The following is a 14,725-nucleotide window of genomic DNA, read 5'->3' as shown; positions in this document are numbered from 1 at the left end:
GGATTTATTGTTATAACGCCGCCAACAACAAAGGGCGATCGTTCACAAAACTTCGAGATCACGCCAATAAATAGCTCCTTGTGGCTATTGATGTATTTTTTTCGTGTGCTACCCTTAAAAGAGACCGTTCGGAATCAAATCCACACCGCACGGAACACTCGGGATGGAGGAGTATACATGAAGCGGACCGTGAGCCGGAAATTGTATATCGCATTAGTACTTGTAACCGTCGTCTTTATTGTTTATGTACTAGGCAAAAATCTGGTGTTCGACCCGCAATTAACCGAATTTTTAAGCCATAAGACGAAGCTTTCTTCCTCGTTCGTCATGCCGGCATGGCTAACTGTCGTACACGTGCATATTATTTTCGGCTGTCTTGCGATGATTACGGGAGTCGCCAATTTCTCCATGCGGCTGTTGAAACGAAACCGTTTGCTTCACAGAGTGAACGGAATTGTATACCTTGTTTCCGTCATTGCGGTCATCTTTACATCCGGTTATTTGGCGCCGCATTCAACCGGAGGGAAAGTGAACAGCATCGCCTTCAATCTGTTGAATATCATCTGGCTCGTTTTTTCGATCACCGCATTTATCGCCATCAAACGCAGAAATATAACATCGCATCGCAAATGGATGGTGCGCAGCTATGTATTTTGCTTTACGAACATGCTGACCCACATCCTATTGTTCGCAGGTCATGATTGGCTCGGGTTCAATTACGAGGCAAGCTATACGTTTGGCGTATACGGGAGCATCGCGATCAACCTGAGTGCGGCGGAAGTTGTTAACCGCCTCATCTTCAAAGCGCCGATCAAGCTTCTTCCAAACGGTCTTCCTGCTTTAGACAGATGAAGACTGGCGGGAGAAACTTGCGAGGATAACCAAATTTATTTTGAACAAAGTGGAGGGACTTATGAAACAGCGTAAAGTGGGCATTTTTTTGTTCGACGATGCAGAGGTATTGGAAATCGCCGGACCGTTCGAGGTGTTGGCCGTAACCTCCATAAACCGGGGGAAGCCGGATGAATTGAAGCCTTTCTTAGTAACTACATTTTCCGAATCCGGGCAAATGGTCACGGCACGAAACGGATTGAAGGTGGTTCCGAATTACAGCCTTGAATCCGCACCGGATTATGACATTATTGTCATACCCGGCGGACTGGGAACTCGTCGCGAGCTGCATAACGATAACGTCATCTCTTGGATTCGCGGCAGGATTCCTCAAGTCGAGCTCATGACTTCTGTCTGCACGGGAGCTTTCTTGCTCGCGAAAGCAGGTCTGCTCGATGGAAAGCAAGCAACGACTCACGCAGCGAGCATTCCATGGATGAAGGAGAACTTCCCTGCGGTGACCGTACTGGACCATGTGAAGTTTGTAGACGAAGGAAACGTGATCAGCTCTGCCGGGATTTCGGCGGGGATCGATATGGCGTTTCATATCGTGCGCAGATTGCTGGGAGTTGATGTCGCTAAGGCCACGGCTAAGCATATGGAGTACGATATTGATTTCGTATGACACTGGAGGTTTGATTAAAGCCCGAAATGAACGTTTCTGTTGTAAGGAATTCGGACCATTAAATTTGTTGGAGGACTCGTTTCAATGAATAAAATCTCATGGTTGTTCTTGGCTGTTATTTTCGCAGCTTGTCTTGCTTCTTGCAGCAGGACACCGGAACCGGCGGCAAATATGGGGCAGGCTGCCGCAACCACTAAAGACCCGGCCTCTGCCACACAAACCAACTTTTACAGTTTCCAGGACAGCACAGGAGAGCAAGTCGCGCTGCCTAAGAAACCGGAGCGAATCGTGGTTCTCAATACGGAAGTACTTGAATTGTTTTACCAACTGGGAGGTAAAGCCGTGGGGCGCGCAACCGCACCTGGGATCATGGTTCCCGAAGCCGCAAAAGATGCGAAGGAAGTCGGCGACATCAATAACGTAAGCCTCGAACAAATCATGAGCTTGAAGCCGGATTTGGTCATCGGGCAGCCCATGTTCCATGCGAATCTCAAACCATCCATGGCATCCGCCCATATTCCACTGGCGCTAATCAAAATCGAAAGTTACAGCGATATTCAAACCGCAGCCAAGTGGGTCGGCAACATGACCGGAAACGAAGCCCAGTCGCTTGCGGCTCTTCATAAGACGGATAAGAAATTGCAGAATATCGTTGCGAAACTCCCGGGCCACGGTCCCAACTACGCTGTGGTTACAATCATGCCTATGGGAGTCTTCGTGCAGAAATCTTCCTCCATAGCCATCGATATGGCGAATATGCTGAAGATGAAGAACGTCGCCGACGGCTTGCCTTCGGGGAATATGCCAAGTTCGGCCCCGTATAGTTTGGAGAAGCTGGTCGTTCTGGATCCGGACTATATTTTTCTTCTTGTTCATGGCACGCAGGAGTTCGGCAATCAGAAGCTCAAATCGGATTTGGAAAATAACCCGGCGTGGAGCTCGCTTCGGGCGGTAAAAGAAAAGAAGATGTTTTTCCTGCCTTCCCCTCTGTTTGTAACGAATCCGGGATTGCATATCGATCAATCTTTGGAGACGATGGCCAAGCTCGTCTACCCGGATACGTTCCCTGCAAAAGAATGATAACAACCAACCCCTGGAAACTGACGATCATTGCTTTGTTTGCCTTGAGTGCCATCGGCGGCACAGCCTTCAGCTTGTCGGCCGGCGCTGTAAATATAGGCTTGGCAGACATCTGGGATGCGCTCCAAGATCCTGCGGCGTCTTACCGGGATGTGATCTGGAATATTCGCTTTCCCAGAACACTGGTCGCCGCATTGATCGGAATCAACTTGTCTCTCTCCGGTGCCATATTGCAAGGCGTGATGAGAAATCCGATGGCGGACCCGCACATCATCGGTGTTTCTTCCGGGGCGGGACTTGTCGGCATAGCGGTGCTAATCTTATTTCCTTCTTACGCCTATTTATTGACGCCCGCCGCTTTCCTTGGCGGAATCGGTGCAGCGTTGGTGATTTACCTCTTGGCCTGGCAGGGAGGAGTTAGCCCCGTGCGGGTTGTTTTGGCGGGGGTAGCGGTGTCGGCCTTCTTAAACTCCGGAATCTCCGCTTTGCTCACGTTTTACAGCGATCGGGTGAATGGAGCGCTTCTGTTCATGGTCGGGGGACTGGCGACTCGGAGTTGGCCTCATGTAACTCTGCTGACCCCTTACACGTTGCTAGGCGGAACGCTTGCACTCATCGGGGTCCAAAGAATGAACGTCTTGCTATTGGGCGATGCCGAAGCGAGGTCATTGGGGCTGCGTGTCGAAGGGATGCGCCTTTATCTGCTCGCTGTTGCCACGTTGCTTGCCGCCAGCTCCGTCAGCGTCGTGGGAATGCTGGGATTTGTCGGGCTTACCGTTCCCCATGCGGCACGACTGTTAATTGGAAGCGATTATCGGTTCTTGCTTCCAGCCTCCGCCTTGCTTGGAGTGACGGTTTTGACCATTACGGATACGCTGTCCCGCATCATGTTCGCTCCTGTAGAGCTTCCATCCGGTATCTTGATGGGGGTCCTCGGTGCCCCCGTGTTCTTATGGCTGCTGAGAAGGAGAGGTGCTTAGGAATGTTAAAGGCTGAACATCTCGCGATCCGATATGGAGACTCTACGATAATTGAATCTCTTGATCTTGAATTGAAACAGGGCCAAGTGACCAGTATTATCGGACCAAACGGCTGCGGGAAGAGTACTTTGCTTAAGGCGTTAGCACGTCAATTGCCGAGATACGAAGGAACCGTTTATTTAGACGGCAAAGATGTCAAACAGTGGCAGGCAAAGCCATTTGCACGACAACTGGCTTTCTTAATGCAGAGTCATGAACAGATCGGGGATATAAGCATCAAAAATCTCGTGTCATTCGGACGCTTTCCCCACAAAAACCTCATGAAGAGAATGAATGAGGATGACCTGCACATTGTGGACTGGGCCTTAAGCTTAACGGGGATAAAGCATCTCGAGGATAGAACCGTATCAACGCTGTCGGGAGGGGAACGGCAGCGGGCGTGGATCGCCATGGCCCTTGCTCAACAACCGGGTATCCTTCTGCTTGACGAACCGACGACCTATCTCGATATTTGCCATCAGCTTGAAATCATGGAATTGGTTAAAGTACTGAATCGTACATACGGCCTTACGATCGTCATGGTTTTGCATGACTTAAACCACGCCTCGTCTTATTCGGATCAAATCGTCATGATGAACAAAGGGAGCATTTTTGCGTACGGCGTGCCAAATGAAGTTATGAATGAAGGTTCTATAGGCGCTGTATTCGGCGTGCGTGCAAAGATTCAACCGGACCCGGACAGCGGAGTTCCGTTGATTCATTCCATGATGTTGATGTGAGGTTGAAGCTTCCCATCCCGCCTTAGAGGGATGGGAAGCTTCTTTCTTTACAGGTTTTTCGAATAACAAGTTTCGCTTCAACAATTCGGATTCGGGAGTCTGTTACTTGTTCGCAATCATTTGGAGCAGCGGAAAAAGCTATCACTTCGGCAAGCTCGCTTCTTCATTCGGACCCGACAACCGTTTGTCTCGATCATAGGCAAATACGATCATCGACGCGCCCAAGATAGCGCAAATCGTATACATCAAGGAATAGGAGGAAAGATCCGCGACCGGGCCCATCACGACGCCTCCCAGCGAAACGCCTAAATCAGCCATGGCAATAAATAAACCGATTAACACATTGCGGTTCGCCTGCGGCAGGACAAAGGTCAAATACGTTGTCAGCGTCGGATAAAGGAGTGCTTGAGCCGTTCCCATTAAGATGGCGCCCGCATAGAAGAAGATAGCGCCCCCTGTCATCGAAAAGCCTACACATTCCGCCGCTGCCGCGAGCAGGAGCATCATCCCCATGATAAAAGACGAATGCCATTTGCCGTCCGAAGGAATTTTTTTTCTTAAAACAAAACGAGCCAACACCACGGTGCCTGCCTGAAGCATGAGGTAAATTCCGGCATTGCCGCTTTTTAATTGCACCGCGTAAAGCGGGATAAAGGCGGTAACCGCTCCAAATATGATGGAAGCGACCAGCATCAAGACGCTGCATTTAAATAAATGCGGATTTTGTACCAACTGGCCAAAGGACTTAAACATACTCGCTCTCTGCTCCGCAGGGTTTGAAACAGGCGGGGCCGCTTCTTTTTCCATTTTGGCACTGTAGCCAAAAGCCCCCGTAATCAGGGCGATGGTTACCATCGCTGCGGTAAAATAATTCGTGTCCCCCGATTGCCAAATGCCCAACGCCAGCAGAGGACCAATGATACCCGGAATATACGAGAATAAAGAGTATAGAGAAATTCCTTGGGAGCGATCCTTCTCCGGCAGCGCATCAATAATGCCGATCTGCAGCGCCATTGAAAAAAAAGCGGTCGACACGCCCTGCAAAATACGCGCAACCAAAAAGCCGCCCAACCCGGTAAACGTATACAGGATTAAGGCAAAGCCGTTGATCATAAGAATAATGCGCAGCACCCGGATCGGCCCGTGCTTCTGAATCATATGGCCCGCCCACGGCCGAAAGAACATGGTCGTAAATAAATACGCCCCCATAATGAAACCGACCGTTGTATTGCTGGCTCCCAGCGATTCCCCTCGCAACGGGATAATCACATTCAGAATGGAATTGGCGCTAAAATAAAGCAGGGTTAATACATATAAACGCAGAAAAGGCCAGGATAAAGCTCCGCTCACAATGTTTTCTCCTCCTAATACCAGTTAAGCCATGATCATCTGCAATAATTTTTTGGCATACTCTGACCGAACGTCTTTTAATTGTTCAATAGGGGCCATCTCTTCGATTTGACCGTTTCTAAAAATAACGACTCTGTCGCAAATATAGGCGGCGGCCTGAATATCGTGAGTGATAAAAATATAGCTCATGCTGTACATTTTTCTCAAATCCTTTAATAATTCAAGCACTTGCATTTGAACGGACCCGTCTAGGGAACTGATGGCTTCATCGAATAAAATACATTTCGGTTCGGATGCGATGGCTCTCGCAATGCACACCCTCTGAGCCTCTCCGCCGGACAACTCATGAGGATATTTTGTTCGATAGGACGAACTCAAGCCAACTTGATGCAGCAGACGATCCATCTTGCTTCGATCATCGGTTCGAACCTTTCCTAGCAGGGTTAAAGGCTCCTTAATAGCTTCTTCCACCGTAAAAAACGGATTAATGGAAGAAGTATAATCCTGAAATACAGCGCTGATGTTGCCTACTCTCACCCTTCGATCCCGTACACTCTTTCCCTCAAAAAAAATGTCGCCGCGATCAGGCTTTTCAATCCCCAGGATCAAACGTCCCAAGGTTGATTTGCCGCTTCCGCTTTCTCCGATAATCCCGAGACATTCCCTAGGCATACATTCGAAACTGACATTCTTTAACACGGTTTGCCTTTCTCCGGAAAACAAACCGCCTTTTCGGTAAGATTTTTCCACACCGTCAATGCGCAGCAATGTTAACTCCTCCCCATGATTCTTTTAAAGTGATGGTTCAGCGCCAGTCTAGTGGACACCAAATGTTGGGTATACTCATGCTGCGCTTCCGAGAAAATGGTTTGGGTGGCTCCTCTTTCCACAATTTCTCCATCCTTCATGACCAGAACTTCATCGGCCATTTTTTGGACAACGCCTAAATCGTGAGAAACAAAGATCATCGAGCAGCCCATTCGCTCCCGTAATCGAATCAATTGTTCCACCACCTCAAATTGCGAGATGGTATCCAGTGCCGTTGTCGGTTCGTCAGCGATAATCACGTCCGGCTCCAATACGATAGCCAGCGCAATCATCACCCGCTGCAGCATTCCGCCCGATAGCTGGTGCGGATACTTATTCATCAACTCCATCGGATTTTTCAGCATGACGCTTTCCATCGCCTGTTTCATTCTGGCTTCGATGTCGTTCTTACTCCAGCCGAAATGCTCGACAAGCGTCTCTCTCAAATGAACGCCGATGACACACGAGGGATCGAATGCGCTCATGCCGTTCTGTACAATCATGCACAGCTGTTTTCCCCGCTTCTTTCTCATTTCTCCTTCCGGAAGCTCGGTTAAGTTCTCGCCTTTGAACACAACGTCTCCGGATTGGCGAATCCAGGCTTTATTCAATCTCATGATCGCTCTGCAGGTCACGGACTTCCCGCTTCCGCTTTCCCCTACAATGGCCAGACAGCTTCCTTGTTTTAATTGGAACGAACTGTTGGCAATCAACACTTTCCCGGTGACGCTATCCCATAGCTTCAAATTTGCAGCTTCCAACATATTCATAAACCGGCTAAGCCACCTCTTTTCCTTGAAGCTTATTGTGCGAGGTTCTTAATTTAGGGTCCAAAGCAACCTGGAGTGCATCTGACAAAAAATTGATCGCCGATACGACCACAATGATGGCTAACCCCGGGGCTAACATGAGCTCCGGTCTTGAAAACATGACTTCCCTTGCCTCGTTCAACATCATGCCCCATTCGGCAGCAGGAGCTTGAACGCCTAACCCGAGGAACGAAAATCCCGATACTTGCAAAATCGTCGAACCGAAAGAACCGCTTGATATGACGGCAATCTCGGCAAATGTAACAGGAACAAGGTGTCTATAAATAATTTGGATATCGCGGACACCCGATGCTTTGGAGAACTTGACATATTCCGATTCGGCATATTGCATAACGGACGTTCTGATTACCCGGGCAAACCACGCCCATTTCATCAACACCAAGGCAATCAATATATTCTCAAGTCCCACGCCTAAAATCCCGACGACCGCCAAGGTCATCACATATCCTGGAAAAGAAAGCATCGTATCGCAAATTCTCATCACAACGGCATCCGTTTTGCCTCTAAAATAACCCGCTATAAACCCCAGAACAGCCCCGATCAAAATACACAGGACCAATGCCACGAACACCCATAACACGCTGGGGCGAATTCCATAAATTAATCTGGATAAAATACATCTCCCCAGGTGATCGTTGCCTAACAGATATTCCCACGATGAAGCTGCATACCGGAGTTCCATGTTGACCTCCTCCGGATCATGCGGCGCGAATAATGGGGCTCCTATACCAACCACAATGGTTATAACAATGACGCCTAAAGATAATGCGGCTAACTTATCTTTAAGTAAATGTTTGAATAGTGTCATTTAGAGATCCTTTCTTAATCTGGGGTTCATCGCCGCATTCATAATATCCGACAGGGTGTTAAACAAAACAAAAGCCGCCGCCAAGACAAGAACGTACGCCTGAATTATCGGAAAATCTCGGCCAAGAATCGCTTTAACGCTCAGACTCCCCAGCCCCGGCCATGCAAAAACATTTTCTACCACGACCGTACTTCCCAATATCATGGGGATCGCCATACAAAAGACGGAAATGGCGACCTGCAACGAATTTCTTAAAATATGCATCGTAATTTTGTTCTCCGGCAAGCCGCATGCTCTCCCGTACAGAACATAGTCTTCATTTAACTGGCTTAACATCGAGCTTCTGACGATTCTGAAATAAATGCCTGCATAACCGACGGCGATCACAATAACCGGTAAAACATAGCTTTTGTATGAATCCATCCCGCTGGTGGGCAGCAAATCCAACTTCACGGAAAAATACCAAATCAATATCGCCGCAAGCCCATAGGACGGCATGGCCGTGAGGAAAAAGGAAACGCCTCTGACCGACTTATCCGTCATTTTCCCTTCTTTCATCGCACAGATCACGCCTAGCCCAATAGAAAGCGCAATAATGACAACTACGGAAACTAACGTTAGCTTTAACGTATTCAGAAATGCCGGGCCAAGCAATGACCAGACCGGTTTTCCCGTGACATAGGAATGCCCGAAATCCAACTGCAAGCATGCCGTGATCCAATCGAGATAGCGTATCAGGAAGGGCTTATCCAGCCCCAGCTTTTCTTTCGTCTGCGCAATTAATTCATCCGTGATTGTGGGAACACCCTGCGCTTGCAGCACCACTTCGGCCGGGTCCATAGGAGATAAATTGACCAGAACAAACGTCATAAACGAAATGACTACAAGCAATGGAACGGACAGGCACAACCTTTTCACGATGTAACTTCCCATCGAAAATCTCCTCTGCTCATAAATAAAAAGGGGAGAGCATCCCCTTTTATCCTCTACTCAAAGTGCATTTGCTCAAAAGGCAGCTCATACTGCGTTTGCTTAAACGAGATGCCCTTTAAATGCTTTGGAGCAACGACAGTCACACTTCCATTGGTAATTGGAATAAAGACGGCTTCGTCATGAACCATGGTTAAAATATCCGCATACAACGATTTTCTTGTTTCCTCGTTCGCAGATACCATGACTTCATCGATTTTCTTGTAAAGCTCGTCCGCTTTCGCCATGCCTTTTGTCGTATGTAAATAAGAAGATTCGGACGTAAAAGCGGAGATTGTATTTTGCGGATCGTACGCAAGTCCCCACGTTTGATTAAATAACAAATCGTAGTCGCCGGTTGATCTTCTCTTGGCGATGGATGTCGACTCCTCGCCGACTAGGTCCAGTTGGACCCCTATCTTTTTTAACGAATTTTGAATAAATTCCGCCTGCGATTTTTGGGAAGAAGAATTGACATCGTAGTACAGCTTCATGGACAATTTGCTTCCGTTTTTCGTTCGGACTGCGCTGCCGTTCTCCAAACGCCAGCCCGCTTCTTCCAGAATGTTCTTGGCCTTGTCCAAATCAAAGCCCCGTTTCTTCAAATCGACGTTCGCATAATGGACGTTGGGCGAAAATAACGTATGAGCCGGCGCTTCAACACCGTTAAAAATTTGCTTGCTGATGGTGTCTCTATCGATCGAATACCAAATCGCTTCGCGAACGGCGGTTTCATGTACCGGATGATCGGCTTTACCGCTATTGGCTACGATCACTTTCGTATTCATCGCTTCGCTTCTTACCATCTGGTACTTGCCTGAATTCACCAGCGTATTCATAGCTTCCACATCGAGACTGTCGGTCCCCCGATCATCCGTAAATACAAAGTTCACTTCTCCCTTTTGCAAAGCTAAAAAGGTCGTCTCTCCCGCCGGAAGAACTTTGGCCATAATTTTCTTCACTTTCGGCGGGCCGCCCCAGTAGCTCTCATTTGCTTCAAAAGCGGCATATTGGTCGACTTTATGTTCCGTGAGAATATAGGGTCCCGTTCCTTTGTAGCCATTTACGCCGTCTTTTGTTTCCCCGTTGATCAAATTTTTGGGCGAGATGAATACGTAAGGCCGGGTCATCGACAATTCAAGCAATGTCGGGTAATAGGGCTCGGATAAGACCAATTCAACCGTATACTCGTCTTTGACATGGCAGCTCGCTATTTTTGTCGACAGCTTGATCCAGGAATGCTTTTTGGCATTATGCTGTACGGCATCGATATTTTTCTTCACCGCTTCGGCGTTAAACGGCTCCCCGTCATGGAATTTCACATCTTTTCTCAGATGAAAGGTGTATACTTTTCCATCCTTCGAAATTTCCCACGATTCGGCAAGCCATGGTTTTATCCCATCTTTCGTATTTTCAACCAGCGATTCGTACACCATTCCTTGGGCCGGCATAGAACCTGCGTATAAATGAGGATTCATGTCGTTTATATCTTTGGCGGTTGCATACACTAACTCCTTGCCGGTATGGTCCGAACCCGTGTGCGCTTCTTTTCCGTCGCTGCAGCCGGCAAGGAGCATGGCATACATAACGACGATTAAAAAAAACAGCTTTCTGATTTCCACTTTGTTTCCCCCTACAATAACGGCTATTTCAACGCTTGGATTCCCATGCTTTTTCCGATTTCGCTGCATATCATCTGCAAATCCTCGGCAAAGCTCCGGACGACAAAGGCATCGGACAACCGTTCGCCTTGATGAGCTTGCGCGGCCTGTTCAATTTTGCTTTCGTAGGTCCGAATGAACTTGTCTATGGTGGGGCACTTCGAGCCTACATATTTTGCGATTCCTTGGATGATCTTGATCCGGTAATAGTCTTCCTTCGGCATTCTTGGGATGTCCCACTCCCCTTCCCTGTTGACAAATAGGGTTCGAATGGGAACTGCGGAAAAGTCGAAATATTTGCCCTCCTGATCCGGCTCGGAGAACGGGTCGATCAACAGCGAGGTATAACGAATATACAATAAATATTGTTGATGTATCGTCTCCAGATCGTTGAAATTGTCGATATCATGACGCGATAAGCTCTCTAATCTCACCGGATAGTTGTCATCCGTCATAAATTTAAGCAGATTAATGCCTTTCATATTCATGGTTTCGATCATATCCGTAATCTCTTTCCATTGGGCTAGCATATCGCGAATCAAGTATTGTGTGATGGGTCCTTCAGGATACATTTTATACACATACTTCTTGGTCCGGACTTCTCCAAATATGACGCTGAGCGAAAAATCGTTCATAAACAACGGCGGGTGAACGTAGAGCGATATATTTCTTGTTTCCGCGTCTAGGGGAGCTGGCATGACTTCCAGAGCGATGCCCAATTGTTCGTATAGCTCGCAAAGCGTTTCGACATTCCGGGACGGATGCCGCGTCGAGCCGATAAAAAGCTTTTTCTTGACCGCCGTTGTGATGACATGATTGGACGGTCTGTCATGCATCCACCGCGTATCGCCCAAGTACGTCGAAAAACTGATGATTTCCGCGTCCGAATCAAGGCCGTGCATGTAATTGCGGATTAAGCTGTTAGAACCGAACGTCGGAGAGACCAGAACGATACACTTGATTTGTTTTAAAAGCTGCTCATCGATTTGCTTTAAAACCCCGATATAGGCATCCGTTGTGACGGACAAAATCAAGGTATCCCATTCCCCCGTAATGGTTCTGTACCCGTGAAAAACGTGATCGACGAAGCATTCGCCTTTCATTGCCCGGTGCTTTTCATTTTGAATGTCTGCGCGAATGAAACGGTTATTTTGCTGAAGGGCGGTAAAAAACGATTCCGAACGGACGGATTGTCTCCCGACGATGCCTACGCAGCCATTCAACCGATTTTTTAAAATAACGGCAAGTTGAATCGATACAGGACCCGTTCCCAACACTAACACTCGCCTAAAATCGCTCATCATTCATCCAAGCTCCTTTGCTGCAAAAAAAGTAGTTTAAGCTTTGGCATACAATGCAATATCGAACACATGATCCGGACGCAGTACGGTTTCAACCGCCTCCCACTTCCGCCCGTCCACTGCTCTCCTCGGGTAATTGAACAAAGACTTCAACCGATCGCCATATCTCATCGCCACAATCACATGTTCATTGGTTAACGCATGTAATTGATCCAACAGGTCGTATTTATTTTCAACCGTCGAACTAAAGATGATATGGGTCGCGTCTTTCGTAAAATCAAGATTTTCGACGAACGTGTTTTCCAATCTGATCTTCAATCCTTTTCCCAATGCACCGACAACTCGTGATCCGAGTTCGATCGCCTCATCGTCAATGTCGATGCCCACCACCTCTGCTCCTGTCCGCTTGGCAATGAGTAACGGCGTCATCGGAAACGAACCTGAGCCTATCAGCAATACTTTGGATTCGGAAGTCACTTGAAAACTGCCAAATTCTTGTTCAATGCAGGCTTCGATATTTTTGAAATAATCGGTGATCCCGGCCTGCCCGTCCAGCAGCTTCAGTGCGCGGTATTTCTCCATAATCGCAACGCAAAGGGCCGAGTTTTTTCTCACAGCCTCCACCAGTTGTTGAAATCCGCCGGGCTCTTGCTGTTCCAGTTGATCCCAAGCTTCTTTATTCCTCTCGTTGGTTATGAAATTGGAATAATCATTAATGATCTTCTCCAACTCTGAGCTATGATGGATGGTACGGTCATATTTCCCCGCGAGCTCGATAAAATTTTCGGAATATTCCGTCAAATGTAACTGTAAGTTTTCCGTCGCATTCATTCGTTTCTCTCCCTATGTAAGTGGCTAAATCTCTATAAAGGCTTTACCTTGCGCTACGATTCCGACCGAGCCTTCAATGGCCAGACTCGTCAATTCTTCTTGATCCCAATCGGCAGTCACGCGAATCGTGCCGCCGGGCTGCCTGATTTGCGCAGCAACGGCCCCTTTATTTTTCCAAGCCAGATAGGCTCCTAAAGAAGCTGTACCCGAACCGCACCCCCTTTCCCATACCATACTGTCCAGAGACGGTACATAAATGAGCGGTGCCATTTCATCCGGGCCGGACTTATACAATAAAATGCCGATCAAGCTGGACCCTAAAGTTACTCCAAGCAACTTGGCTAAAGCTTGCGCCGTTTTTCTCACCGTTTGATGGAATTGCTCCACTTCAATGACGATATGAATATAATCGTGATATCTCACAATCACGATATCCAAATCGTGACCATCATACGTTATGGTTGTCCGTTCTATCTTTTTCGGAAGAGGCATCGTCACTTGACAAACATATTCGTCTGCAGTTCTTCTCACTTGACACATGACGAAATGATCCGTTCCCGAAGCTTCTAATACGATTTTTGTCACATCATTAGGCTTAAGTCCTTCTTCGGCTGCAATAAAAGCGGCCAGTGCCATGCACGCATTCCCGCAAAATTCGCCTCCGGCCATTTGCAGACGAGCAGCAGCAGCATGTTTAACCGGTTGTTCAATAAACCCTACTTGTTCGGCATACACGTTGTCGTAAGACATAAGCTTTGAAGCAATGTGCTCATGCTCTTCAACCGGATGATTCGTTTTAACAAGAACCGTCATATTTTGCGTAGGGTTAAATTTTATAAAGTCGATTTCCTGTCTCATCGCAACTATCCTCTGGCTATCATTTTGATGTAGCGTTTCTATTGCTCCGTCAGCTTAATTTGTAATAATTACTATTAATGATTCAAGGAAGATTATACCTATAATGCAAGACAGCGTCAATACTCATTCTGCTTTTTTGTATCGTTCGCGAGTCGTTGCCTATGCCGGGGACATAGCAAAGCGCATGCCGACCATCGGCATGCGCTTCTGAGAAGTTTTTATTGTTCTTTAACATTTTCCACATATTTTTTGAAATTATCTAAAATTGCTTGCCATCCGGCTTGTTGCATCTCGATGGCGTTGGTCTCTTCCGCTTCGAACGATTCGACGATTTTCGTATCGTTGTCTTGGCGAATAAAGGCGATCTTCACTTTTCTACCGTCGGCGATCGTATAGGAGATGCTCTCGTTGATGCTCACCTCGTCGTATACTCCGCCGAAATCAAATCCAAAGCTGCCGTCTTTGGCTTCCATTCTCGAGACGAATTTCCCGCCGACCTTCAGGTCATTCTCGGCGAAGGGCGTGTGCCAGTCATCGGAAGCCTTATTCCATTGCGTGATATGCTTCGGATCCGTCCAATACTGCCACACGCTTTCGACGGGAGAATGAACGATGGCTTCTACTGTTATCATTACCGGTTTACCTGTTCCCATTACATATCCTCCATAAATGGTTATTCTATTTTACTTACAACTATTATAGCATGTAAGTGGCAGCTGGATTTCTTTTCACTTGCTAACTTTAAGGAATGTGATGAAGGAAGTGTTGGATGACCGGACTCACTTCCAGTCAACTGCACCGATTCTTCGATTCAGATGAAATACATCATAACGCCTTCGCTTAAGGCTGTGGTGGCTCTACCCCGATAGTCCCGGGTAGCTCCTTCGTACTCTTTCGTAAGATCCCTTATGTCCTGATAAACTCCAAAGGTAGTTTACCTTGCTCCTCAACCCTC

15 protein-coding genes are annotated in these 14,725 nt (G+C 47.5%); 5 read left to right on the top strand and 10 right to left on the bottom strand.

The window, feature by feature from the left end:
* Nucleotides 1-177: 177 nt before the first annotated feature.
* The 5 genes from QMG93_RS14390 to QMG93_RS14370 all read left to right on the top strand — a co-directional run bounded on the left by QMG93_RS14390 (nucleotide 178) and on the right by QMG93_RS14370 (nucleotide 4,355).
* The gene (locus QMG93_RS14390; RefSeq protein ID WP_281937527.1) at nucleotides 178-852 is read left to right on the top strand and encodes a DUF2306 domain-containing protein; all 675 of its coding nucleotides are present in this window, start codon (nucleotides 178-180) and stop codon (nucleotides 850-852) included.
* Nucleotides 853-913: 61 nt separating this feature from the next.
* A complete protein-coding gene (locus QMG93_RS14385) occupies nucleotides 914-1,516 on the top strand; it encodes a DJ-1/PfpI family protein (RefSeq protein ID WP_281937525.1) in 603 nt (200 codons plus the stop codon).
* Nucleotides 1,517-1,600: 84 nt separating this feature from the next.
* A complete protein-coding gene (locus QMG93_RS14380; protein WP_281937523.1) occupies nucleotides 1,601-2,596 on the top strand; it encodes an ABC transporter substrate-binding protein in 996 nt (331 codons plus the stop codon).
* Nucleotides 2,593-3,576, top strand: coding sequence for a FecCD family ABC transporter permease (locus tag QMG93_RS14375; protein ID WP_281937521.1), 984 nt, complete (start codon nucleotides 2,593-2,595; stop codon nucleotides 3,574-3,576). The genes QMG93_RS14380 and QMG93_RS14375 overlap by 4 nt, the downstream gene beginning before the upstream one ends.
* Before the next feature lie 2 nt (nucleotides 3,577-3,578).
* The gene (locus tag QMG93_RS14370; RefSeq protein WP_281937519.1) at nucleotides 3,579-4,355 is read left to right on the top strand and encodes an ABC transporter ATP-binding protein; all 777 of its coding nucleotides are present in this window, start codon (nucleotides 3,579-3,581) and stop codon (nucleotides 4,353-4,355) included.
* Between the two features lie 141 nt (nucleotides 4,356-4,496).
* On the opposite strand, the gene cntE is transcribed toward QMG93_RS14370, so the two are convergent.
* From cntE to QMG93_RS14320, 10 genes are all read right to left on the bottom strand, one after another.
* Nucleotides 4,497-5,705: a staphylopine family metallophore export MFS transporter CntE gene (cntE, locus tag QMG93_RS14365; RefSeq protein ID WP_281937517.1), complete on the bottom strand. Its 1,209-nt coding sequence runs from the start codon at nucleotides 5,703-5,705 to the stop codon at nucleotides 4,497-4,499.
* A 24-nt stretch (nucleotides 5,706-5,729) separates the two neighbouring features.
* Complete coding sequence (locus tag QMG93_RS14360; protein WP_281937515.1) at nucleotides 5,730-6,473, bottom strand: ABC transporter ATP-binding protein; 744 nt, start codon at nucleotides 6,471-6,473, stop codon at nucleotides 5,730-5,732.
* A 2-nt stretch (nucleotides 6,474-6,475) separates the two neighbouring features.
* Complete coding sequence (gene cntD, locus QMG93_RS14355) at nucleotides 6,476-7,282, bottom strand: staphylopine uptake ABC transporter ATP-binding protein CntD (protein ID WP_281937513.1); 807 nt, start codon at nucleotides 7,280-7,282, stop codon at nucleotides 6,476-6,478.
* Nucleotides 7,283-7,289: 7 nt separating this feature from the next.
* Nucleotides 7,290-8,150 carry a staphylopine uptake ABC transporter permease subunit CntC gene (cntC, locus tag QMG93_RS14350; protein ID WP_281937510.1) on the bottom strand — a complete coding sequence of 287 codons (861 nt, stop codon included), beginning with the start codon at nucleotides 8,148-8,150 and terminating at the stop codon, nucleotides 7,290-7,292.
* The gene (gene opp1B, locus QMG93_RS14345; protein ID WP_281937508.1) at nucleotides 8,151-9,083 is read right to left on the bottom strand and encodes a nickel/cobalt ABC transporter permease; all 933 of its coding nucleotides are present in this window, start codon (nucleotides 9,081-9,083) and stop codon (nucleotides 8,151-8,153) included.
* A gap of 53 nt (nucleotides 9,084-9,136) precedes the next feature.
* Nucleotides 9,137-10,741 (bottom strand): staphylopine-dependent metal ABC transporter substrate-binding lipoprotein, encoded by a 1,605-nt coding sequence (gene cntA, locus QMG93_RS14340; protein ID WP_413789296.1) that lies wholly within the window; start codon nucleotides 10,739-10,741, stop codon nucleotides 9,137-9,139.
* 23 nt (nucleotides 10,742-10,764) lie between these two features.
* Nucleotides 10,765-12,081: an opine metallophore biosynthesis dehydrogenase gene (locus tag QMG93_RS14335; RefSeq protein ID WP_281937664.1), complete on the bottom strand. Its 1,317-nt coding sequence runs from the start codon at nucleotides 12,079-12,081 to the stop codon at nucleotides 10,765-10,767.
* Nucleotides 12,082-12,117: 36 nt separating this feature from the next.
* The gene (locus tag QMG93_RS14330) at nucleotides 12,118-12,912 is read right to left on the bottom strand and encodes an SAM-dependent methyltransferase (RefSeq protein ID WP_281937506.1); all 795 of its coding nucleotides are present in this window, start codon (nucleotides 12,910-12,912) and stop codon (nucleotides 12,118-12,120) included.
* Between the two features lie 24 nt (nucleotides 12,913-12,936).
* Nucleotides 12,937-13,770: a diaminopimelate epimerase gene (locus QMG93_RS14325; protein ID WP_281937504.1), complete on the bottom strand. Its 834-nt coding sequence runs from the start codon at nucleotides 13,768-13,770 to the stop codon at nucleotides 12,937-12,939.
* Between the two features lie 218 nt (nucleotides 13,771-13,988).
* A complete protein-coding gene (locus QMG93_RS14320) occupies nucleotides 13,989-14,423 on the bottom strand; it encodes an SRPBCC family protein (RefSeq protein ID WP_281937502.1) in 435 nt (144 codons plus the stop codon).
* Between the last annotated feature and the right edge of the window lie 302 nt (nucleotides 14,424-14,725).

The sequence above is a fragment of the Paenibacillus tyrphae genome, assembly GCF_027925525.1.
GTDB lineage: Bacteria > Bacillota > Bacilli > Paenibacillales > NBRC-103111 > Paenibacillus_G > Paenibacillus_G tyrfis_B.
Note: the sequence above shows the minus strand (reverse complement) of the source record. Positions and strands in the feature narration are given on the sequence as shown.